This window comes from Paenibacillus sp. LHD-117 (assembly GCF_030929555.1).
Lineage (GTDB): Bacteria > Bacillota > Bacilli > Paenibacillales > Paenibacillaceae > Pristimantibacillus.
On record NZ_JAVFVT010000055.1, the window covers coordinates 19,622 to 37,419 of the forward strand.

At 52.2% G+C, this 17,798-nt stretch carries 15 protein-coding genes and 15 tRNA genes; 2 read left to right on the forward strand and 28 right to left on the reverse strand.

Annotation, left to right across the window (positions count from 1 at the left end; translation table 11 throughout):
• Window positions 1-5: 5 nt before the first annotated feature.
• The gene (gene mobB / locus RB620_RS28510) at window positions 6-542 is read left to right on the forward strand and encodes a molybdopterin-guanine dinucleotide biosynthesis protein B (RefSeq protein ID WP_308100357.1); all 537 of its coding nucleotides are present in this window, start codon (window positions 6-8) and stop codon (window positions 540-542) included.
• Window positions 543-635: 93 nt separating this feature from the next.
• Here the strand turns inward: mobB and RB620_RS28515 are convergent, their stop codons facing one another.
• The 6 genes from RB620_RS28515 to RB620_RS28540 form a co-directional block, all read right to left on the reverse strand.
• Entirely contained in the window at window positions 636-1,286 is a 651-nt protein-coding gene (locus tag RB620_RS28515) for a response regulator transcription factor (protein ID WP_308100359.1), read from the reverse strand.
• Between the two features lie 60 nt (window positions 1,287-1,346).
• Entirely contained in the window at window positions 1,347-2,363 is a 1,017-nt protein-coding gene (locus RB620_RS28520; protein WP_308100361.1) for a sensor histidine kinase, read from the reverse strand.
• A gap of 78 nt (window positions 2,364-2,441) precedes the next feature.
• Window positions 2,442-3,155 carry a PspA/IM30 family protein gene (locus tag RB620_RS28525; protein ID WP_308100363.1) on the reverse strand — a complete coding sequence of 238 codons (714 nt, stop codon included), beginning with the start codon at window positions 3,153-3,155 and terminating at the stop codon, window positions 2,442-2,444.
• Between the two features lie 4 nt (window positions 3,156-3,159).
• Entirely contained in the window at window positions 3,160-3,663 is a 504-nt protein-coding gene (locus RB620_RS28530) for a PspC domain-containing protein (RefSeq protein ID WP_308100366.1), read from the reverse strand.
• Window positions 3,651-4,337 carry a PspA/IM30 family protein gene (locus tag RB620_RS28535; RefSeq protein WP_308100367.1) on the reverse strand — a complete coding sequence of 229 codons (687 nt, stop codon included), beginning with the start codon at window positions 4,335-4,337 and terminating at the stop codon, window positions 3,651-3,653. The genes RB620_RS28530 and RB620_RS28535 overlap by 13 nt, the downstream gene beginning before the upstream one ends.
• 55 nt (window positions 4,338-4,392) lie before the next feature.
• Window positions 4,393-4,686, reverse strand: a complete 294-nt coding sequence (locus RB620_RS28540) for a LiaF transmembrane domain-containing protein (protein ID WP_308100369.1) — start codon at window positions 4,684-4,686, stop codon at window positions 4,393-4,395.
• A gap of 446 nt (window positions 4,687-5,132) precedes the next feature.
• On the opposite strand from RB620_RS28540, the gene RB620_RS28545 reads away from it, so the two are divergent.
• The gene (locus tag RB620_RS28545) at window positions 5,133-5,708 is read left to right on the forward strand and encodes a C40 family peptidase (protein ID WP_308100371.1); all 576 of its coding nucleotides are present in this window, start codon (window positions 5,133-5,135) and stop codon (window positions 5,706-5,708) included.
• A gap of 106 nt (window positions 5,709-5,814) precedes the next feature.
• On the opposite strand, the gene RB620_RS28550 is transcribed toward RB620_RS28545, so the two are convergent.
• The 22 genes from RB620_RS28550 to RB620_RS28655 form a co-directional block, all read right to left on the reverse strand.
• Entirely contained in the window at window positions 5,815-7,362 is a 1,548-nt protein-coding gene (locus tag RB620_RS28550; RefSeq protein ID WP_308100373.1) for an ABC transporter substrate-binding protein, read from the reverse strand.
• A gap of 191 nt (window positions 7,363-7,553) precedes the next feature.
• Entirely contained in the window at window positions 7,554-9,002 is a 1,449-nt protein-coding gene (locus tag RB620_RS28555; RefSeq protein ID WP_308100375.1) for a hypothetical protein, read from the reverse strand.
• A gap of 146 nt (window positions 9,003-9,148) precedes the next feature.
• Window positions 9,149-10,702 (reverse strand): ABC transporter substrate-binding protein, encoded by a 1,554-nt coding sequence (locus RB620_RS28560; RefSeq protein ID WP_308100377.1) that lies wholly within the window; start codon window positions 10,700-10,702, stop codon window positions 9,149-9,151.
• A 78-nt stretch (window positions 10,703-10,780) separates the two neighbouring features.
• Window positions 10,781-11,704: a carbohydrate ABC transporter permease gene (locus tag RB620_RS28565; RefSeq protein WP_374121473.1), complete on the reverse strand. Its 924-nt coding sequence runs from the start codon at window positions 11,702-11,704 to the stop codon at window positions 10,781-10,783.
• 27 nt (window positions 11,705-11,731) lie between these two features.
• Window positions 11,732-12,637 (reverse strand): ABC transporter permease, encoded by a 906-nt coding sequence (locus tag RB620_RS28570; RefSeq protein ID WP_308100380.1) that lies wholly within the window; start codon window positions 12,635-12,637, stop codon window positions 11,732-11,734.
• A 124-nt stretch (window positions 12,638-12,761) separates the two neighbouring features.
• Window positions 12,762-14,369, reverse strand: coding sequence for a helix-turn-helix domain-containing protein (locus RB620_RS28575; protein ID WP_308100382.1), 1,608 nt, complete (start codon window positions 14,367-14,369; stop codon window positions 12,762-12,764).
• Window positions 14,362-16,128: a sensor histidine kinase gene (locus tag RB620_RS28580; protein ID WP_308100383.1), complete on the reverse strand. Its 1,767-nt coding sequence runs from the start codon at window positions 16,126-16,128 to the stop codon at window positions 14,362-14,364. Before RB620_RS28580 ends, RB620_RS28575 begins: the two co-directional genes overlap by 8 nt.
• A gap of 172 nt (window positions 16,129-16,300) precedes the next feature.
• Window positions 16,301-16,382: transfer RNA gene (locus RB620_RS28585), tRNA-Leu, on the reverse strand.
• Window positions 16,383-16,399: 17 nt separating this feature from the next.
• A tRNA-Arg gene (locus RB620_RS28590) sits at window positions 16,400-16,476 on the reverse strand.
• A gap of 14 nt (window positions 16,477-16,490) precedes the next feature.
• Window positions 16,491-16,564, reverse strand: a tRNA-Cys gene (locus RB620_RS28595).
• 9 nt (window positions 16,565-16,573) lie between these two features.
• A tRNA-Gly gene (locus RB620_RS28600) sits at window positions 16,574-16,648 on the reverse strand.
• Window positions 16,649-16,654: 6 nt separating this feature from the next.
• Window positions 16,655-16,729 (reverse strand) — tRNA-Gln (locus RB620_RS28605).
• Between the two features lie 29 nt (window positions 16,730-16,758).
• Window positions 16,759-16,834, reverse strand: a tRNA-His gene (locus RB620_RS28610).
• A gap of 22 nt (window positions 16,835-16,856) precedes the next feature.
• Window positions 16,857-16,930: transfer RNA gene (locus RB620_RS28615), tRNA-Trp, on the reverse strand.
• 6 nt (window positions 16,931-16,936) lie between these two features.
• Window positions 16,937-17,020: transfer RNA gene (locus tag RB620_RS28620), tRNA-Tyr, on the reverse strand.
• A gap of 3 nt (window positions 17,021-17,023) precedes the next feature.
• Window positions 17,024-17,099: transfer RNA gene (locus RB620_RS28625), tRNA-Thr, on the reverse strand.
• Window positions 17,100-17,113: 14 nt separating this feature from the next.
• A tRNA-Phe gene (locus RB620_RS28630) sits at window positions 17,114-17,189 on the reverse strand.
• Between the two features lie 14 nt (window positions 17,190-17,203).
• Window positions 17,204-17,280: transfer RNA gene (locus RB620_RS28635), tRNA-Asp, on the reverse strand.
• A 34-nt stretch (window positions 17,281-17,314) separates the two neighbouring features.
• Window positions 17,315-17,391, reverse strand: a tRNA-Met gene (locus RB620_RS28640).
• Between the two features lie 17 nt (window positions 17,392-17,408).
• Window positions 17,409-17,484 (reverse strand) — tRNA-Val (locus RB620_RS28645).
• Between the two features lie 78 nt (window positions 17,485-17,562).
• Window positions 17,563-17,637, reverse strand: a tRNA-Glu gene (locus RB620_RS28650).
• Window positions 17,638-17,641: 4 nt separating this feature from the next.
• Window positions 17,642-17,729, reverse strand: a tRNA-Ser gene (locus tag RB620_RS28655).
• Between the last annotated feature and the right edge of the window lie 69 nt (window positions 17,730-17,798).

Here is a 17,798-nt window from a genome sequence, read left to right on the forward strand (position 1 = left end):
CCCCTATGCCACCGATGATATTCCGCGATACCAAACCCGCCGTCATCCAAGTCGTCGGATACAAAAATACCGGCAAAACCACGTTGGTCTGCCGGCTGACCGAGCTTCTGAAGCTCGCTTCCTATAAGGTTGGCACGATCAAACGCGACGCGCATGACTTCCGGATGGACACCCCCGGAACGGACACCTGGAAACATCAAGCGGCCGGCGCGGACATTACCGCCATTAGCTCTGACAGCCGCAGCGCGATCCTGATGAACGAAAGCGCGACGCTCGGGCAACTTTTATCCAACATGAACAGCGTCGATATCGTCCTTGTCGAAGGATTCAAACATGAGTCTCATCCAAAATTAGTGCTTGTAAGGAACGAAGAAGACGCCGAGCTGCTTGGCAGCCTTTCCCATGTCGCGGCCGTCGTATTATGGCCGGAAACAACCGAGATCGCCGGATTAACCGGCCTGCTCAGCGGCATCCCGAAATATTCGATCGACGACGCTGAAGGACTGCTGGCCTTTATCTTGCAGTTAGCCAAGCAACGGTGAGAAAAACTCCTATCGCTTTACGCTTTATCGCTTTAAAGAACTTAAACTTTCTGATGTGGTGAGTAATCTTCGTTCATAGCCATTCGAGGACTTCTACTCCGCTATCCCTTGTTTATGCGCGTAAATCGCGGCCTGCGTACGGTCGTCCACATGAAGCTTGTTGAAGATGTTCGTGATATGGAACTTCACCGTCTTCACGCCGATGAACAGGTCGTCCGCGATTTCTTGGTTGGACTTGCCTTGCGCGAGCCGCTTCAGCACATCCATCTCCCGCTCCGTCAGGTCATCGTGCAAGGGTGCTTGCTCCTGCTGCTTCGGCTGCCTGAACCGGTTCATCATCTTCGCGGCGACCTGCGATTCGAGCACCGATTGGCCGCGCGCAGCCGCGCGGATCGCTTCCGCGATTTCGTTCGCCCTTGACGTCTTGAGCAGGTAGCTGAACGCCCCCGCTTCGATGACCGGGTATAGCTTGCTGTCGTCGATGAAGCTGGTCAGCACGATGACCTTGCAATCGGGATGCTGCTCCAGCAGCTTGGCCGTCGTTTCGACGCCGTCCATCCCGTCCATGACCAAATCCATAAGCACGACGTCCGGCCTGTACGCAGTAGCCAGACGGATGCCATCCATGCCATTGCTCGCTTCCCCCACTACCTCGATGCCATCCTCCGTATCAAGCACGGCGGCCAGCCCGATCCGAACCATCTCGTGATCGTCGACCAGCAGCACTTTAATTGGCGCTTCCATTGCCTACATCTCTCCCCTAATAGGATGTTCAGAAATCCCGTTTTAATCACGATCGCGCATCTAATGCGTTCCTTGTTTCCCTTGTGTATCCACCGGCACCCACAAATGTATCGTCGTCCCTTCCCCGGGCTGGGAGATCATCTGCAGCGCACCGCCAAGCTCGTTCACGCGTTCTTCCATCGTGAGCAGGCCATAGGAGGTTTGTTTTTTCGCCTCCAGATCGAACCCGATGCCGCTATCCTGCAGCGTCATGTGCACGCGGTTATCCAGGCGCAGCAGCCGGATATGCATTTTATCCGCTTTGGAGTGCCTTAGCGTGTTCGACAAAGCTTCCTGCGCGATCCGGAACAGATGATCCTCCGCGGAAGGAAGCAGCGTGATCGATTCGTCGACTTCGAGCGTAATGTCCATCGGAATTTTTTGCTGCAGCTCATCGACGATCGCCTTCAGCGCTTGTCCCAAGCTTTTCCCTTCCAAATGGACCGGCCGGAGGTGTAGCAATAAAGCGCGCATCTCGGATTGCGCTACGGCCGCCATCTCTTCGATCAGCTGAACCTGCCGTTTCGCCCGCTCCCAATCGCGTTCGATCGTGCGGCTGACGGCGGTCGCCGTCATGGAGATGGCGAACAGCTGCTGGCTGACCGCGTCATGAAGTTCTCTCGCCAGCCGCTGCCGCTCCTCGATGACCGCCGTGAACCTCACCTTTTCCTTCCAATTCGGGTCGTCACCGATTTCTTCCCCGCTTCCGCCTTGCGGATGGTCGGAATCGATCGTCACGGCATAGGGCGAACGTTTTCGTTGCTGCTCCGTTAATCTCTTTAGGGTAGCCTTCAGCTTCGAGTTTTGCAAATAACTCATAACCGTCGCCGCTGCAAGCCCGCCGCCTACGCCGATCAACCCCATCACGGCCCACTTTCCCTTCAGCGTATACAGCTCCACGACGTCCAGCCCTTGCAGGACGATAACCGCCAAGCTGACGATGATGAGAAGCCACAGCACCGTCTCCGCTACGTTGCGCTTCCGGGCGGCCGAAGGCCCTTCCGCTCCCGAGCCGCGCTTATCTTGCTCTGCTTGCATCTTATGCGCTCCTTATGTAGCCGAAAAGCAGGAAAGAGCAGACCGTCGCCGGTCCGCCGCTTTCCGCTCATGCAACTATTATTCGTTTTCGGTAACGTTTGTTGTTGGCGCGTTTACGTTCAGCTTGTTCTTGAGCGCTTCAAGCTGCTCGTCGACCTTCATGCGTTTCTCTAGGTCGGCCGTGCTGACCGGCGCGGAGCCGGTCGATCCGCTGTAGCCGTACGGCGTGCGAAGGACGTCCGCTTCAGCCTCAAGCTGCATGATTTTTTCTTCCATCCGGTAGAAGCCGCGGGAAGCCGTGCCGCTGTCGATGGAGTGGTTCGTGCTGAGCTGCGCCATTTGTTTCTGCGCCTTGGCGACTTGAGCGCGGGAAGCCAGCTCGTTGCGTTTGTTGCGGAGTTGGTAGAACTCCTCCTTCATGCCATGCAGCTGCTGCATAAGCTCTTCCGCCTGCGCTTTCGCCTGGGCATGCAGGTCGATGTATTCCGTCACCTTCTGGTCGAAGTACAGCTTTTCTTCGAGCAGCTTGCGCGTCAGCTCTTCTTGGCCCGCTCTCAATGCCGCTTCCGCTTTCGATTCGCGATCCGCCGCGTTTCGTACCGAATCCTCCAGGCGCTGCTTCATGCGGCGCTCGTTCGCCATTTGTTTCGCTACCGTTACTTCCGCTTGATGGATTTCGGATTCCATGTCGCGCAGGTATTGGTTCAGCATCACAACCGGATCTTCTAATTTATCGAGCACCTCGTTCATAGATGCTTTCGTCATATCCTTCATTCTTTTAAAGATTCCCATTTTGTTATTCTCCCTTCTCGTACTTTGCGATTTTGGCTTTCAATTCCTCGATCTCGCGTCTAAGCGCCTTCTTCTCCAAGTCATCCATCATGCTATCGAAGCCGGTAGTCGCAGCTGGCTCATCCTTGCGGTAGCCCCATTGCTCCTGCGGCGAGGTCTGTCCGAATGAAGCGTTGTAGCTGCCTTGCGGTCCGCTATGGGAACCGTAGCCGCCGTTGTTATATCCTCCGCTGTAGCCGCCGCCGTAACCTCCGCCATGTCCGCTGCCGAAGCCGTTCGGGCCGAATCCGCCTGGGCCGTAGCCGTTGTAGATCGGCGGCTCCTTCGGAATAACCAAGCCGGCGATCAGATAGATGAAGATAACCGTGCCGCTTGTGAAGATCGTGACGACTACGAGCAGGATCCGAAGCAAAGTTGCGTCGACGTTCAACATTTCGCTAAGTCCGCCGCACAATCCGAGCAGCTTCTTGTCGCGTCTGGAGCGATATAATTTTCTCAAGATGACCATCCTTCCTTCTCAAGCTTGCGTTTAAGTTCGTTTAACTCGCGCTCGATGACCGATTTGACCGTTTGGCCGATGCCGGTCGTTTCCATCTCGTGACCCATTCTGCGCACGTCGCGAATGCTCTTCGCTTCCGTCTCGAGATCGTTGATCCGGTCTTCCATCCGGCGGAACATCGCTCCCGGTTGAGGCCCGGTCTCGCCGTAGCCGCCGAAGCGGCTGTTAAGCCGCTGCTGGAGCCGGATCGATTCCATACGGGCCGCGTAGTATTCGCGTTTGTCGTAGACCGCTTGGTATTCGCTTCGCATCTCGCGAAGCTGCTCTTCCAGCTCGAGCGTATGCTGTCTGCTCTGTTCGAACAGCTCCTTGTACTGCGCCGCGCGTTCTTCCGCGCTTGCTTTCTCGTGGAGCGCGAACCTGGCCATGTTTTCTTCCCCGGCCTTAAGCGCCGTCATCGCTTGTTGTTCTCTGCGTTCCTTCTGCGACTCCGCCTGAAGCCACTGCGATCTCAGGTGGTTGCCGTGATTCGTATATTGCTGGTGCAGCTTCTCCGCTTGGATGATGTCTTCGCGAGTGGACCAGAGGAACTGGTCGATCATCCGTACCGGATCCTCGGCTTTCTCCAGCCTTTCGTTTAACGTTGCGACGGTGATGTCGCGGATTCGTCTTACGATGCTCATATTTATATCCTCCCTAGAGGTTTCCGGAGCCGATTGCCCTCCGTACGCCTATCCCTTAATAAGTACGTTTGCCGCCTTTGAACAACGATACGCCCGCTACGACAAGTCCGATGGCCAGCAGCAGCATCAGCAGTCCGCCGAGCTTTCCCAAGACCATAATCGCGCCGAGCGCGATCAGAATGCCGCCGATCAGCTTCTTCTTGTACATCCACCCTACGATGCCGAAACCGATTAGAATAAACGGAATCAGGAAGCCGATAATCCGGCCGAAGTCGATGTTCAAGAAGTTCAAGGCGGCGAGTCCGCCGACGATGATAAGCAATACGCCAAGTGCGCTTTTACCATTCATCTCCAATAATCTCTCCTTTCTTCTAGATGAAGTTCATAAAGTCCGCTTCCGATCACGAAGTATACCAAGTAGGTCATTCGGCATCGAATATTGAATTCAGCCGGAACTTCCGGTGCTCACGTAGCTATCACTACGCTCCGCTCCTCATTTCCTAGCTTCTTTCAATTTTCTCGGTGCTAGAAACCGGACTTTCTGAACGATCATTTTAATTAGAAATTCTTCATATTCGAGTTTGCCTTGCTTGTTGTTGCTCTTGCTTATGTACTTAGTATAGATGGTTTAAAGCCTTGGCAAAACAGACTTTCGGCTGTTTCTGAACTAGACTTTGGTCGAGTCGCCTGCCCGTCCGTAGATGCGGAATTGGGCGAGCGACCATTTTTTACAGGTTAATAACCCATCCGTGCCTATGTTACGGTATAGCTATCAACCAGGAGGTGCACAATACCATGACAACTACGAAACGTAACCTTTTCAAAAAAAGCATGATCGCCGGCGTAGTCGCAACGGCATTGTTAACGACTGGCGTCATTCCGCTTCCTATAGATGGCCATACCCACGCGGCAACTGCAAGCACGTCCAAATCGTCGAAGATCGAAGCTACGATCGCTCTCGGCAACAAATATATGGGTACGCCTTACGAATTCGGCTCGAACCGCAGCACGACAAAAACATTCGATTGCTCCGATTTCGTAAAACATATCTATAAACAAGCGGCAGGCATTACGATTCCGGGTTCCTCCGCAACCCAGGCGTCTTGGGTGAAAAAAAATTCGACCGCGAAAACAAGCTGGTCCAGCCTGAAGCGCGGCGATCTCGTTTTCTTCATGTCGTACAAGGGCTCTTCCGCGTCGAGCTACAGCAAGCTCAATAAATCGTCGCAAAAAGTTACGCATGTCGCGTTGTATCTCGGCGACGGCAAAATTATGCATACGTATTCCAAAAAGAGCGGCGGCGTACGCATCGACACGGTAAAAGGCTCGCAGTGGGAATACCGTATGATTTTCGGCGGAAGCGTCTTGTAGAACCCGATTTTGTTTGCTAGATTCGTAGAGTAATCAAATGCAGAAGCGCCGCGGCTCGCGATCCCATCGCGTCCCGCGGCGCTTTTTTCGTGGATGCGTCAGACGGTTAGCTGCTTTCACGTTTATTCAGGGCCAGGTATGCATCGAATTGCTTTTGCTTCTCTTCGATAATCCGATCGATGCCTGCTGCCTTGAGCTTCTCCACATATTGCGGGAGCACATGGTCGACATCGACGGTACCGGTATCGAGCGCGTTCAAATATTGGCGGTCCACGTTAACGACGGCCGCCACCTCCGCCTTGACCGGCGCGCTATCGAAGACAAAACCAAGACCGGGGGATAGATGCGCTTGCGCGTTGAACGTCCGGAACTTCTCCCACTTGTCCGGATCCTCCGTATCCCAGACGAAATTCAAAAACTGATTGCCGAACATCCAAGTGGAAGAAGGGTTGTAGTCCTTTGTTCGATCCGTCTGACGAATGACGCCTTCGCCGGCAGTCTCGTAATGGACGCCTCCGATGCCGTAATTCAGCAGATTGTTTAAATAACGGTCCGTGTGCAGCAGATTGATCCACTGCATCGCTAGATCCGGCCGCTGCGACGTCGAGGAGATGCCCAGCATGGAGCCGGCGGTCTCCGAAGTCGAGATCGTCTTCGCGTTCAGTTCCTTCTGCGCGAGCATGCCGATAAGCCCGGTCTGTATCGCGATTTCTTCCGCTTTGCCCGGCTTTAAGGCAGACGTGATCGAGAATACGTTGCCGGTTTTTAACGCTTCCATGTTCATCGTCTGATTCGTTACGGCATCGTTGTTGATGTACCCCTTCTGATAAAAATCGCGGGTAATGCGCAGTGTTTCCACATACCGCTCCGTTTCGTATTTCGGCATCACTTGGGTAGCGTCGCCGTCTTTCAAAATGATGCCCGGGATAGACGTGTCGCCAAGCGGATCGTAATTGCCGATGTAATGCGCGTTAAACGTCTCGCCTTGCCTCATGTAGATCGGAATCATGTCCGGCTTCTCCCGCTTGATGCGAGCGAAGACCGCGTCCAGATCGGCAATCGAACGGACGGCGGACATATCGATGCCAAGCTCCTCCGCTACATCCTTCCGGTAGATAATGCCTCCTTGCGCGGCAAGCTCTTTATTCGTCGGCACCCCATAGTTCCCGCCGTCAATTCTCGAACCGCTCAAGAAGACGGGGTCGAGCGTGCCGAGTATGCCTTGCCCATGCGTCTGAAGCAGTTCCGTTAATTCGAGGAAAGCTCCCTTCGCGACATTGACGGCATGTTTGTTCCATTGCGCCGTGAAGATGATGTCGACCTTCTCCCGGGATGCGATCATCAGATTGACGCGGTCCTCCCATTGTCCCCAATCGATCGGCATGAGATCGATGCGCGCGTCCAGCTTGCCTTTCAAATAGTCGTTGATGGCCGCCTCCACCGCGAGCTCATCCTTCTGGGCCGCCCCAGTGTACACGAACTTGATCGTGTAGACGCCGGCATCCTGCCCTTCCTCGTTCGGAACCGCTTCTTCTCGATAAGCGCTTTCATTTGTGTCCGTGGAACTGCATCCTCCAAGCAGCAGGAGAAGAACGAGCAGCGAAACCGGCATCCTTGTAAGGCGGCTTAAGCTGACGATACGCCATCTCGCCATCGTTTCTCCTCCATCTCTTTCCGTGTCAATCCAGTTACTTCTATTCTAATGGTTCGGGTTCAAAAAGCAATACATTAGTCCAGTCTCGAATAAGACATGTCATCCGACGCAACCCAATCCTCTCCGACGAACCACGCTTCATTGGCTCGGTTCGGCCTTTCAATTTCTTTTACATTGCCGGCGGCTCGATCTCAGACTTTGAAAGTGGCTTTGCCATCCGATTTGCCGTATCCGATCCAATCAAGCCGATTGGATTCGGCACTCACTCCATGCACCCACCTCCCGCTGTCCTCCAACGCAACCACAAGCTTTTGCTTCGGATCAACCGCAAGAACGGGCTTCTCAACATCGACAGAGCTTTGATAAGCGACGACCCGAACTGGCTGCGTTAGATTCTCGATTCCGGAAGCCTGGTTTAGCGCGATCATTTCGCCCGTTATTACGTTTAATATCCGATAACGAACGTTTTCCAATCGGCGTTCGTTTATTGCACCTTTTAATTGATAAAATTTGAGCAAGGCTAGATCGCCTTCCCCCTCCAGCCAACCCGATACTTCGAAATAATGTCCCGCTTCCATATCGAATGCAAAACGTTTGCCATTGCCGTTCCTATCGAAAAAGGTTGCTTTATCCATCGCCCTGACTGTAAACTCTCCTTCGTCGTGAATGACGTTGTCGGACCTATCTTTTGCTGTTTCATAAAAAACCGCGAAATTGCCGCTCGTGCTCCATTGGAAAAAGGGATAGGCAACATCCTGCGAGCCGAAAGGAATTTGAGCTATAACGTCTCCTTCCAGATTTAGCAGCTTATATAACCTATTCTCCGAATCGGCATACCAATATAACCTTCCGTCAGGCGATACCGAAGTCATAAAGAATGGCCAATCATGTTTGACTTGTACCGGAGATCGGTTTATCGTTTTTTTCTCTAATTGAATGGACCATACTTGTCCGGTCGTGTAGCCATTAAGCATAAGCGTTGTTTTGTCCTCGGTGAGCCAGCCATTGGCGAAATGGTCGTCCTTTGGCATAACGTCATTCAAAGGAACGATTCTTTTTTTCTCTCCGGTGAGGATATCCAGCTTTTCCACCCTGTAAGCATAATCCTTTGCAGCCTTGCGATCATTAATGACAGAAACAAACAACAAATGCCGATCATCCAGGAAACCATACGCTTTCGCGACGGAATCCGGGTTATACGCATCATCCATCAACGTTTCATATAGAGGATACACATGGAATTCCCCATTATCGGGATTGACGACGACAGCTTCCCTGCTCATGATCGTTTCATCTGCATCCGTTTTTATTTTCCTCACGATATGAACGGAATAGGAAGCGCCATCCGCCGTGGTTGTGATGAACGGTTCTTGAATATACATCGAATCTTCATCTAACGCTTTTATTTGGAAGCCGCTGTCGGTCATCTCTTTTTGAAACGATTCCATCGTTATGGATTCGTTGGACGATGGAACCGGCGTTGCATCAACAATCAATGAAGGTATTGATTTTGTTGGCGTAGCCGAAGCTTCTGCCTGTAACGTTACGTCGGCTTGTTCGGCGTTCTCATCTTCTGCATTTGTGCAGCTAGTCAACGTTAAGATCATAATCAATAAAACAGATCCGGCTAGCTTCTTCATCTATATCCACTCGCTTCCAGTATCGAATACCCCCTAGACGTCTGGAATAAAAGGATAGTTGCTGTTACATAAAAAATTCCCCGGGCGATTGCTCACCCGGGGAACCATAATTATTAACTCGCCGCGTCGAAACGCCGATACGGCCGTTACTTGCTCGCGAGGAACGCGTCGAACTGCTTCTGCTTCTCCGCGATCACTTTATCGATGCCGGCGTCCTTAAGCGCCTGGCGGTAATCCTTCAGCCCTTGCTCCGTGTCGACCGAACCCGTCTCTACCGCCTTTTGGAACTGGCGGATAACGTTCGCTAGCGCGCCGACTTCGGCTTTCACCGGCTCGCTGTCGAAGACGAAGCCGAGGGCAGGCGACGAGATCGCGCCTTCGTTAAACGCTTTGAACTGCTCCCACTTGTCCGGTGCTTCCGTATTCCAGACGTAGTTGAGGAATTGGCTGCCGAACATCCATGCGGAACCCGGCGAATAGTCGCCCGTTTTGTCCGTTGGAGTAATGATCTCTCCGCTGCGCGTATAATGGACGCCTTCGATTCCGAAGTTAAGAAGGTTGTTGATTTCTTTATCCGTATGCAGCAGGTTGATGAACATCATCGCCCGTTCCGGATTCGTGGACGTCGAGGAAATGCCAAGCATGGAACCCGCCGTCTCGGAAGTCGCGACCGTCTTCGACGTCATGATGATTTGCGCGGTTTTGCCGGGAATGCCCGCTGCGCTTGCGATCTCGGCGTCTTTGCCCGGCTTCATCGGTTCGACGGTCGAGAATACTTTGCCGGCTTTCCAAGCGTCCGCGGAAGCAACCTGCGTCGTTGCGGCATCGGCGTTAATATAACCCTTCTGATAGAAATCGCGGGCCAGCTTCAAAAATTCCTGATACCGCGGCAAATCTTCTACCGCCGCAACGGTGGTGCCGGTCTCATCCTTCACCAGCGCTCCGGGAATCGTCGAATCGCCTAGGAAGTCATAGTTGCCGAAGTAATGTGCGTTGAACACGGCTCCGGTCGTATAGAGCGGCACGAGATCCGGCCGTTTCTCCTTCACGATGGCATAGACGGCGTCCAGATCCTTCGGCTCCTTCACTTGACTCATATCGATGCCGAGCTCATCCGTGACATCCGTCCGGTAGACGATGCCGCCCGCCGAAGCAAGCTCCTTGTTCGTCGGCACGCCGTAGTTTTTGCCATTGATCTTGGCGCCTTCCAAGAACGCCGGATCCAGCGTTTCCTTTATGCCTTGCCCGTATTGGTCGATCAGATCGTTCAGCGGAATAAACGCGCCTTTCGAAACGTTGTTGGCGTGTCCGTTCCATTGCGCCGTGAAATAAATGTCGATGACGTCGCGGCCCGCGATCATCAAGTTGATTTTGTCGTCCCATGCGCCCCAATCGATCGGCATCAGATCGATCGTCGCATTGATTTTCTCCGTCAGCAGTTTATTCAGCGCTTCCTCGATCACGGCTTCGTCGGTCTGCGTCGTACCCGGGTAGACCATGGTCAACTTATGCGGCTTGAGCTCCTCCGGAGCTGCCGTTTCCTCTCCGCCAGTTTTCTCGGTTTGTTCCGGTTTTTGGGTCGCCTCTCCCGTGTTTCCTTTATCATTCCCCTTGTTGCCTGAGCAAGCGGTTACAATCATAGCCGTAATCATGGTGAACAATAGCAATGAAACCCATTTTCCTTTGTTTCTCTTTGTCATGGAATGACCTCCCGATCGGAATGATGATGCTATGCTTAACTAGCGATGCTAGCCGAAGCCCCATGTGCACTTGCCTCTTTACCCTTTGACCGCCCCTACCGTAAGCCCCTTGACGAAATACTTCTGGAAGAACGGATACGCGAAAATTATCGGCCCGATCCCCACGATCACCATCGCCATGCGCACGGTTTCGCTAGGGAAGCGGAAGGTGCCGCCGGCCGCTTGAATAGCTGCCGCCGCCGTCGAGTTGTTCGCGAGAAACTGAATGTTGAGCATCGTTTTGTACATGAGATATTGCACCGTAATATTGGCATCCTTCGTGATGAAGACCAGGCTGAGGAACCAATCGTTCCAATAGGTCAACGTCTGGAATAACGCTACAGTCGCCAGAACGGGCAAGGATAACGGGATGACGATTCGAGCGAAGATGGTCAGCTCCCCCGCCCCGTCGATCTTGGCCGATTCCAGCACCGCCGTCGGAATGGTCGTAATGAAGAAGGTCCGCATGATGAGCACGAAGAACGCGGATATGACCAGTGGAAGGATGAGAGCCATTATGTTATCCTTCAACTCCAGCATCTGCACGTAGACGAGATACCAAGGTACGAGGCCGCCTCCGAAGAGCATCGTGAAGAAAACGAAAAACGTAAAATGTTTGGCTTGCGGAAAGTCGCTTCTGGAGATCGGATAAGCGTACAGCGCCATGATGATAAGGCTGGACAAGGTGCCCGCGACCGTAACGAAGATGGAAATGCCGTAAGACCGGATAATTTGCCTCGCGTCCGTGAACAGAAACTCGTAAGCGCCCATGTCGAACTTGGATGGGAAAAACTGATACCCTTCCCGGACGACCGTCATTTCGTCGCTGAAAGACACCATGACGATTAGAATGACCGGCACGATGCAGAGCAGTGAATACAGAATGAAGAACAGATGAATGCCCGCCGAAGCCGGCATAGATAACTTGTTCTGGGGATTGGAGGCGCTCGGCGCTTTCTCCATGACTGGTGCTTCCACTGGCTCCACCTCCTAAAATAATGCGTTATCCTTATTAATCCGCCGGACGATCCAATTGGATAGGAACACCAGCGTGAAACCTACGACGGATTGCAGGAGGCCCGCAGCCGACGACAACCCGATATCTCCCACCGTCAGGAACGTTCGGTAGACATATGTGTCGATAACGTTCGTAACCGGGAACAACACGCCTGATTCTCTAGGCACCTGGAAGAACAAGCCGAAGTCGGCGTTGAATATCCGCCCGATCTGAAGCAGCGTCATGATGACGATGACCGGCATAATGAGCGGGATCGTAATGCGGGTCATTTGTTTCCACTTGCTGGCGCCGTCGATGGTGGCCGCCTCGTAATATTCCTCGTCGATCCCGATGATCGCCGCCATGTAGATGACAGTGTAATAACCGACCCACTTCCACGTATTGACGAGCGGCAGCACGTAAGGCCATACTTCCTTCGTGAAATACCATTTGACCTCTTCCAGCCCCAGCATCGGCAGCACCGTCGTATTCAAATACCCATGCTCGTCGCTCATGAACGCGAAGGCCAAATAACTGACGACAACCATTGACAGGAAATAAGGCAGGAACATAACGGTTTGGTGAAGCTTTGCCATAAACCGGTTTTTCATCTCGTTCAGCATGATCGCGAACGCAAGAGGCACGATCAAATTCAATACGATGAAGCTGGCGTTGTATAGCAGCGTGTTTCTCGTAATAATCCAGGCATCTTTTGTCTTAAACAAATATTCGAAATTTCGGAATCCCGTCCAAGGACTGCCCAAGATACCGTCCGCGTAGTTGATGTTCTTGAACGCGATCAAGATGCCGAACATCGGAATGTAGTTGTTGACGACCAAGATGGCGACTGCCGGCAGCATCATCAGGTAGAACATCCAGTATTTGCGTAGATTCGCCATCGCCTCTCCTCCTCTCTTTTCTTATTTCAGTGTAAACAAAAAAAACGCCGGACTCTGTCGGCGTAATGACCGCATTGTCGGCGCTGTGACTTCTCGTATAGGAAGTTCAACTATCATTTAATCATTAAATTAATTTCTGATGTTTCTTGCGATATTCTTGAGGGGACAACCCTGTCGCCCGCTTGAAAGCTTGCGAGAAATGCGAGAAGTTCGAATAACCGACGGCCACTGCGATATCGCTGATGCGATGGTTGGTGTTCGCGAGCTCGGCGCGCGCTTTACCCATCCTTAGCTCCACCAGATAGTCGGTGAGCGTAAGTCCCGTCTCCTTGCGAAATAGCCTGGACAGATACGCCGGGTTCAAATAAACGAGCTTCGCTGCTTGCTCTCTACTGAAATCCTCGTGCAGATGTTCCTTCATGTACGCTTGAACCTTTTCTACCGCATGCGAGACGGCTTTTCCTTTCTCCGAGGAGTAGGCAGCGGTCATCGCGCAAACACGGTGCGTCCATGCTCGCAGTCTCGCAACAGATTTGAGCGATTGTTGCCCATCCTCCCATTCGTTCCCCGCAAATACGTCGGAAGCTTGCAGCATTCGTTCATTTAACCAGCCGAACAACATATTCATGAAGCCAAAATAAAACGATGCAAGCAGCGTATAGTCCGCCTTCTGCTCAAGCATCCGGTCGAAACATTCGTCGATCCGATAAGCTAATTCCGTCCGTTTGCCAAGGGATAGCAGCGAGCTCCAATCCGTAAACGGAAATTCGGTTGGGCCTCCGGCGCTCCTCTCTTTCACCCAATCGGCCTCGATCAATACGGCGCCGCCTTGAGTCACATTGTTTTTTTCTTGCTCCAATAACGACTGTATGCTGCTTCTGGCTTCTTGCAGCGTAACCGGGCTGCCTGCGTAACAGGAGAGCTGACAATGAAGCATCGTTCGGCATTGCTCGATAAAATGGCTGCAGCGGCTTGCCAGATCCGCATCAGCCTCCGGCTCAGGATTGTATCCGATGACATATAACATGCCGTTCGGCTCCTGCACGACCGTGCCCGCCCGCTCGCCAAGCAGAAGCTCGGCCGCTGCGTTCTTCACCGCATAGGTCATAATTTCTTCGTCTCTGGCCGACCATTCTTCTCTCCACTGCTCGATGCTGACTACGATGATGTGAACGAAGCTATTGGCTAGCAGCGGAATTTCGTAGGTATCCAGAACCGGCTCTAATCGGCTCGGGTGAACGGATAGGCGGTAGTGAATATAATCCTGCCAGAATCGTTCCACCAAGGCTGGGCGCTGCTGCCTCCATTGCTCGGATACCTTTCGAAAGGTATCTTTGATCTCATGGAATTGTCGTTGCTCTTTCACCTTCTGCACCGCCTCGGCAATGCAGCTCTTCAACTGGGCATGATCGATCGGCTTAAGCAAGTAATCGAAGCAATCCAGATGAAGCGCTTGCTGCGCATAAACAAAATCCGCATGTCCGGTCAAAAATAAGGTGACCGCATCCGGCCGATTCTCGTTCACCCAACGCAGCAGCTCGATGCCGTTCTCGTTCGGCATATCGATATCCGATAATAAGATATCGATCCGATGCTGAAGCAATAGCTCCTTCGCCTCTTCGGCGTCGTATGCCGTGAACAACTCGCCAATTTCCGTGTCGGACCAGTCGATGCCTTGCTGAATGCCCCTTATCGCAATATCTTCGTCATCGACAACGAGCAAATTAAACATCGTCAGCCCCCCTTTCTTCATGTATCGGAATACGAATCGAAACTTCCGCCCCTCCGTCATCGCCATTCGCGAAAGCGATCGAAGCCTTCCCGCCGTATAGAATGGTCAAGCGGTCAATGACATTCATAATGCCAAGCCCCGTTGAGCTCCCTTGCGGGACATATTGTTTCTGCTGCAGCTGCCTGAGCACATCCTCCGAATAACCCGCGCCGTTGTCGGCCACCGTCAAAAGCAGCATGGGTTGGCCGGATGGCTCCGTAATTCGTGCAGCGGCAATCCGAATATGGAACAGCTTCCTTCTATTCTTAAAGCCATGAATGATGGCATTCTCCACAAAAGGCTGCAAGGTCAGCGCCGCGATCGGAATACGGGTATCGTTCTCGTTCGCTTCGACCGTGCAGATCAGCTTATCCGGGAATCTTATTTGCTGAATCGTAATATAATTGCCGATATGCGATAGCTCTTCGCCAAGCGTAATCGTATCGCTGTTCGTCCGCATGATGAAACGGAAGTAATCCGCGAGGTGAAGCGACATCTTCTTCACCGACTCGGTATCGTTCAAAGCCGCCAGGTTGTAAATAATATTCAGGCTGTTCATATAAAAATGCGGGTTAATTTGCGCTTGAAGCTGCCTCAGCTCGCCTTGTTTGACGCGAAGCTGCTCCTCGTAGACATCTATCTTCAAGGTTTTGATTTGCTCTGCCATTTTGTTGAACGTCTCCCCAAGAAATTCGAACTCGATCGTTTTGCCTCGTTTCAGGCGAACGTCAAGCAAACCAAGGGAGATTTTCCTCATGCCGACGATCAGCTCTTGAAGCGGCTTGAACAACATTTTACGGATAAAGATTAGGTACAACGACAGAATGAGGATCAACCCGATCGGAGCGAATAAAGCGACATTGCGGAAAAAGATTAGTTCCCTTAGCAACGCTTCTTCCGGCACGATGACTTGGTAGGCGAAGTTAACGACACGACTGGGCCTGTTCATGACAAGATAAGACTTTCCGTTCTCCTCGTTGTTAAGTGTCTGATAAGAAGCGTTCGTAATCTTGGTCGCTTCCGTATTAACCGGCGGCTCGTTCTCCGTAAGCAGCTCCTTGAGCCGGCTTCCGTCCCGCAGCCATATACCAGCATTTCCGATCGCGCCATCGCTCCATTGCGTCATCAACCGCTCATTAATATCCTTCACTCTGATCAATGCGCCTACATACATCCCGGAAGTCACCTCGATGCTGTTGAGCAGGAAGAACTGGCCCGGCATTCTTTGATCATACCGGACCTCCCATTTCCGGTTGATGTCATCGGCGTGATGCGACTTGCTCGACACCCGATCCTTCATATGCGTCGCAATGATTTCTTGCGCATTGTTATAATCGCTATTCGTTCCCAGAATGATGTCATGCTCGTGATAAAGAAAGACGCTGTCGATGACGTTATAAACGTCGACATCCCGTTTCAGCTTGGTATCGATTCGAATTTTTGTAAGCGTATACAAATCATTGTTCATCGGAAACGACATTAGCATGCCAACATCCACGTCAAGGATCGACATATTAATCAAGTAGTTCGTAATTTCATCCAAGTTATCATCCGTCTGCCCGACGAAAATATCCAATGTATTACGGTACGTCTCCGTCACCTTATCGCGCACGATATCTCTGGAGTAGAAGTGGTTGATCATCATGAACAAGAGGGTAGGCAGCATGACGGCCATAAATCCGACAATCAAGATGGTGCGAATCGAATAAACGAATTTCAACTGGGATGCCCCCTTCTTGATACATACCATTCTACAAAGGGGGCGAATATCCTGTCGCTTTTTCGCCGTTGTAATATAAATCTATTAATCTTTTATTCTGTAATGATGCAATCGAAAACAAAAAAATCCTTCAGGATGGAAAACCATCGCTCAAGGATTGTCTGTTTATGTGTGGTGCCGGTGAGAGGACTCGAACCTCCACGGTTTCCCTCACGATTTTGAGTCGCGCGCGTCTGCCATTCCGCCACACCGGCATTTGGTAAAAAAAAGATGGCGCGGCCTAAGAGATTCGAACTCCTGACCTTTTGATTCGTAGTCAAACGCTCTATCCAGCTGAGCTAAGGCCGCACACTATGAGATTGTGGAGGCGCCACCCAGATTCGAACTGGGGGTAAAGCTTTTGCAGAGCTTTGCCTTACCACTTGGCTATGGCGCCATAAAATAATGGAGCGGAAGACGGGAATCGAACCCGCGACCCTCGCCTTGGCAAGGCGATGCTCTACCGCTGAGCCACTTCCGCATGTGATGGCTGGGGATCAAGGATTCGAACCTTGGAGTGACGGAGTCAAAGTCCGTTGCCTTACCGCTTGGCTAATCCCCAACACTAGGTATTCTGTTTTGTGTGTTGTATGGGGCGATCGATGGGACTTGAACCCACGAATGCCGGAGCCACAGACCGGTGCGTTAACCCCTTCGCCACGACCGCCACGTAACACACTATTCTAGACTGGCAGGGGCAGCAGGAATTGAACCCACACCAAAGGTTTTGGAGACCTTTGTTCTACCTTTAAACTATGCCCCTAAAAACTGGTGGAGGATGATGGATTCGAACCACCGAACCCGAAGGAAGAGATTTACAGTCTCCCGCGTTTGGCCACTTCGCTAATCCTCCAAATGGTGCCGCCGAGAGGACTTGAACCCCCAACCTACTGATTACAAGTCAGTTGCTCTACCAGTTGAGCTACAGCGGCATATGAAACTTGAATGGTGGCTCGGGACGGAATCGAACCGCCGACACGAGGATTTTCAGTCCTCTGCTCTACCGACTGAGCTACCGAGCCTGATGATGTTATAATGGCGGAGCTGACGGGATTCGAACCCGCGGTCTCCTGCGTGACAGGCAGGCATGTTAGGCCTCTACACCACAGCTCCACATCATTGTTCTCGGATGTCTCCGAAGGTAAATTGGTTGCGGGGGCAGGATTTGAACCTGCGGCCTTCGGGTTATGAGCCCGACGAGCTACCGAGCTGCTCCACCCCGCGTCGTTATAAAGAAATCATGGTGGAGGATGACGGGATCGAACCGCCGACCCTCTGCTTGTAAGGCAGATGCTCTCCCAGCTGAGCTAATCCTCCGTGTTGAGCGACTTTCATATCATATCATAGGGTTATGCATGATTGCAAGTCTTTTTTTTGAAGATTTTTTAAAGAAGTTGGTGACCCGTAGGGGATTCGAACCCCTGTTACCTCCGTGAAAGGGAGGTGTCTTAACCCCTTGACCAACGGGCCTTACTGGCAGAGAGGAAGGGATTCGAACCCTCGATACGTTGCCGTATACACGATTTCCAATCGTGCTCCTTCGACCACTCGGACACCTCTCTGTATGGCTCCCCGAACAGGACTCGAACCTGTGACAACTCGATTAACAGTCGAGTGCTCTACCAACTGAG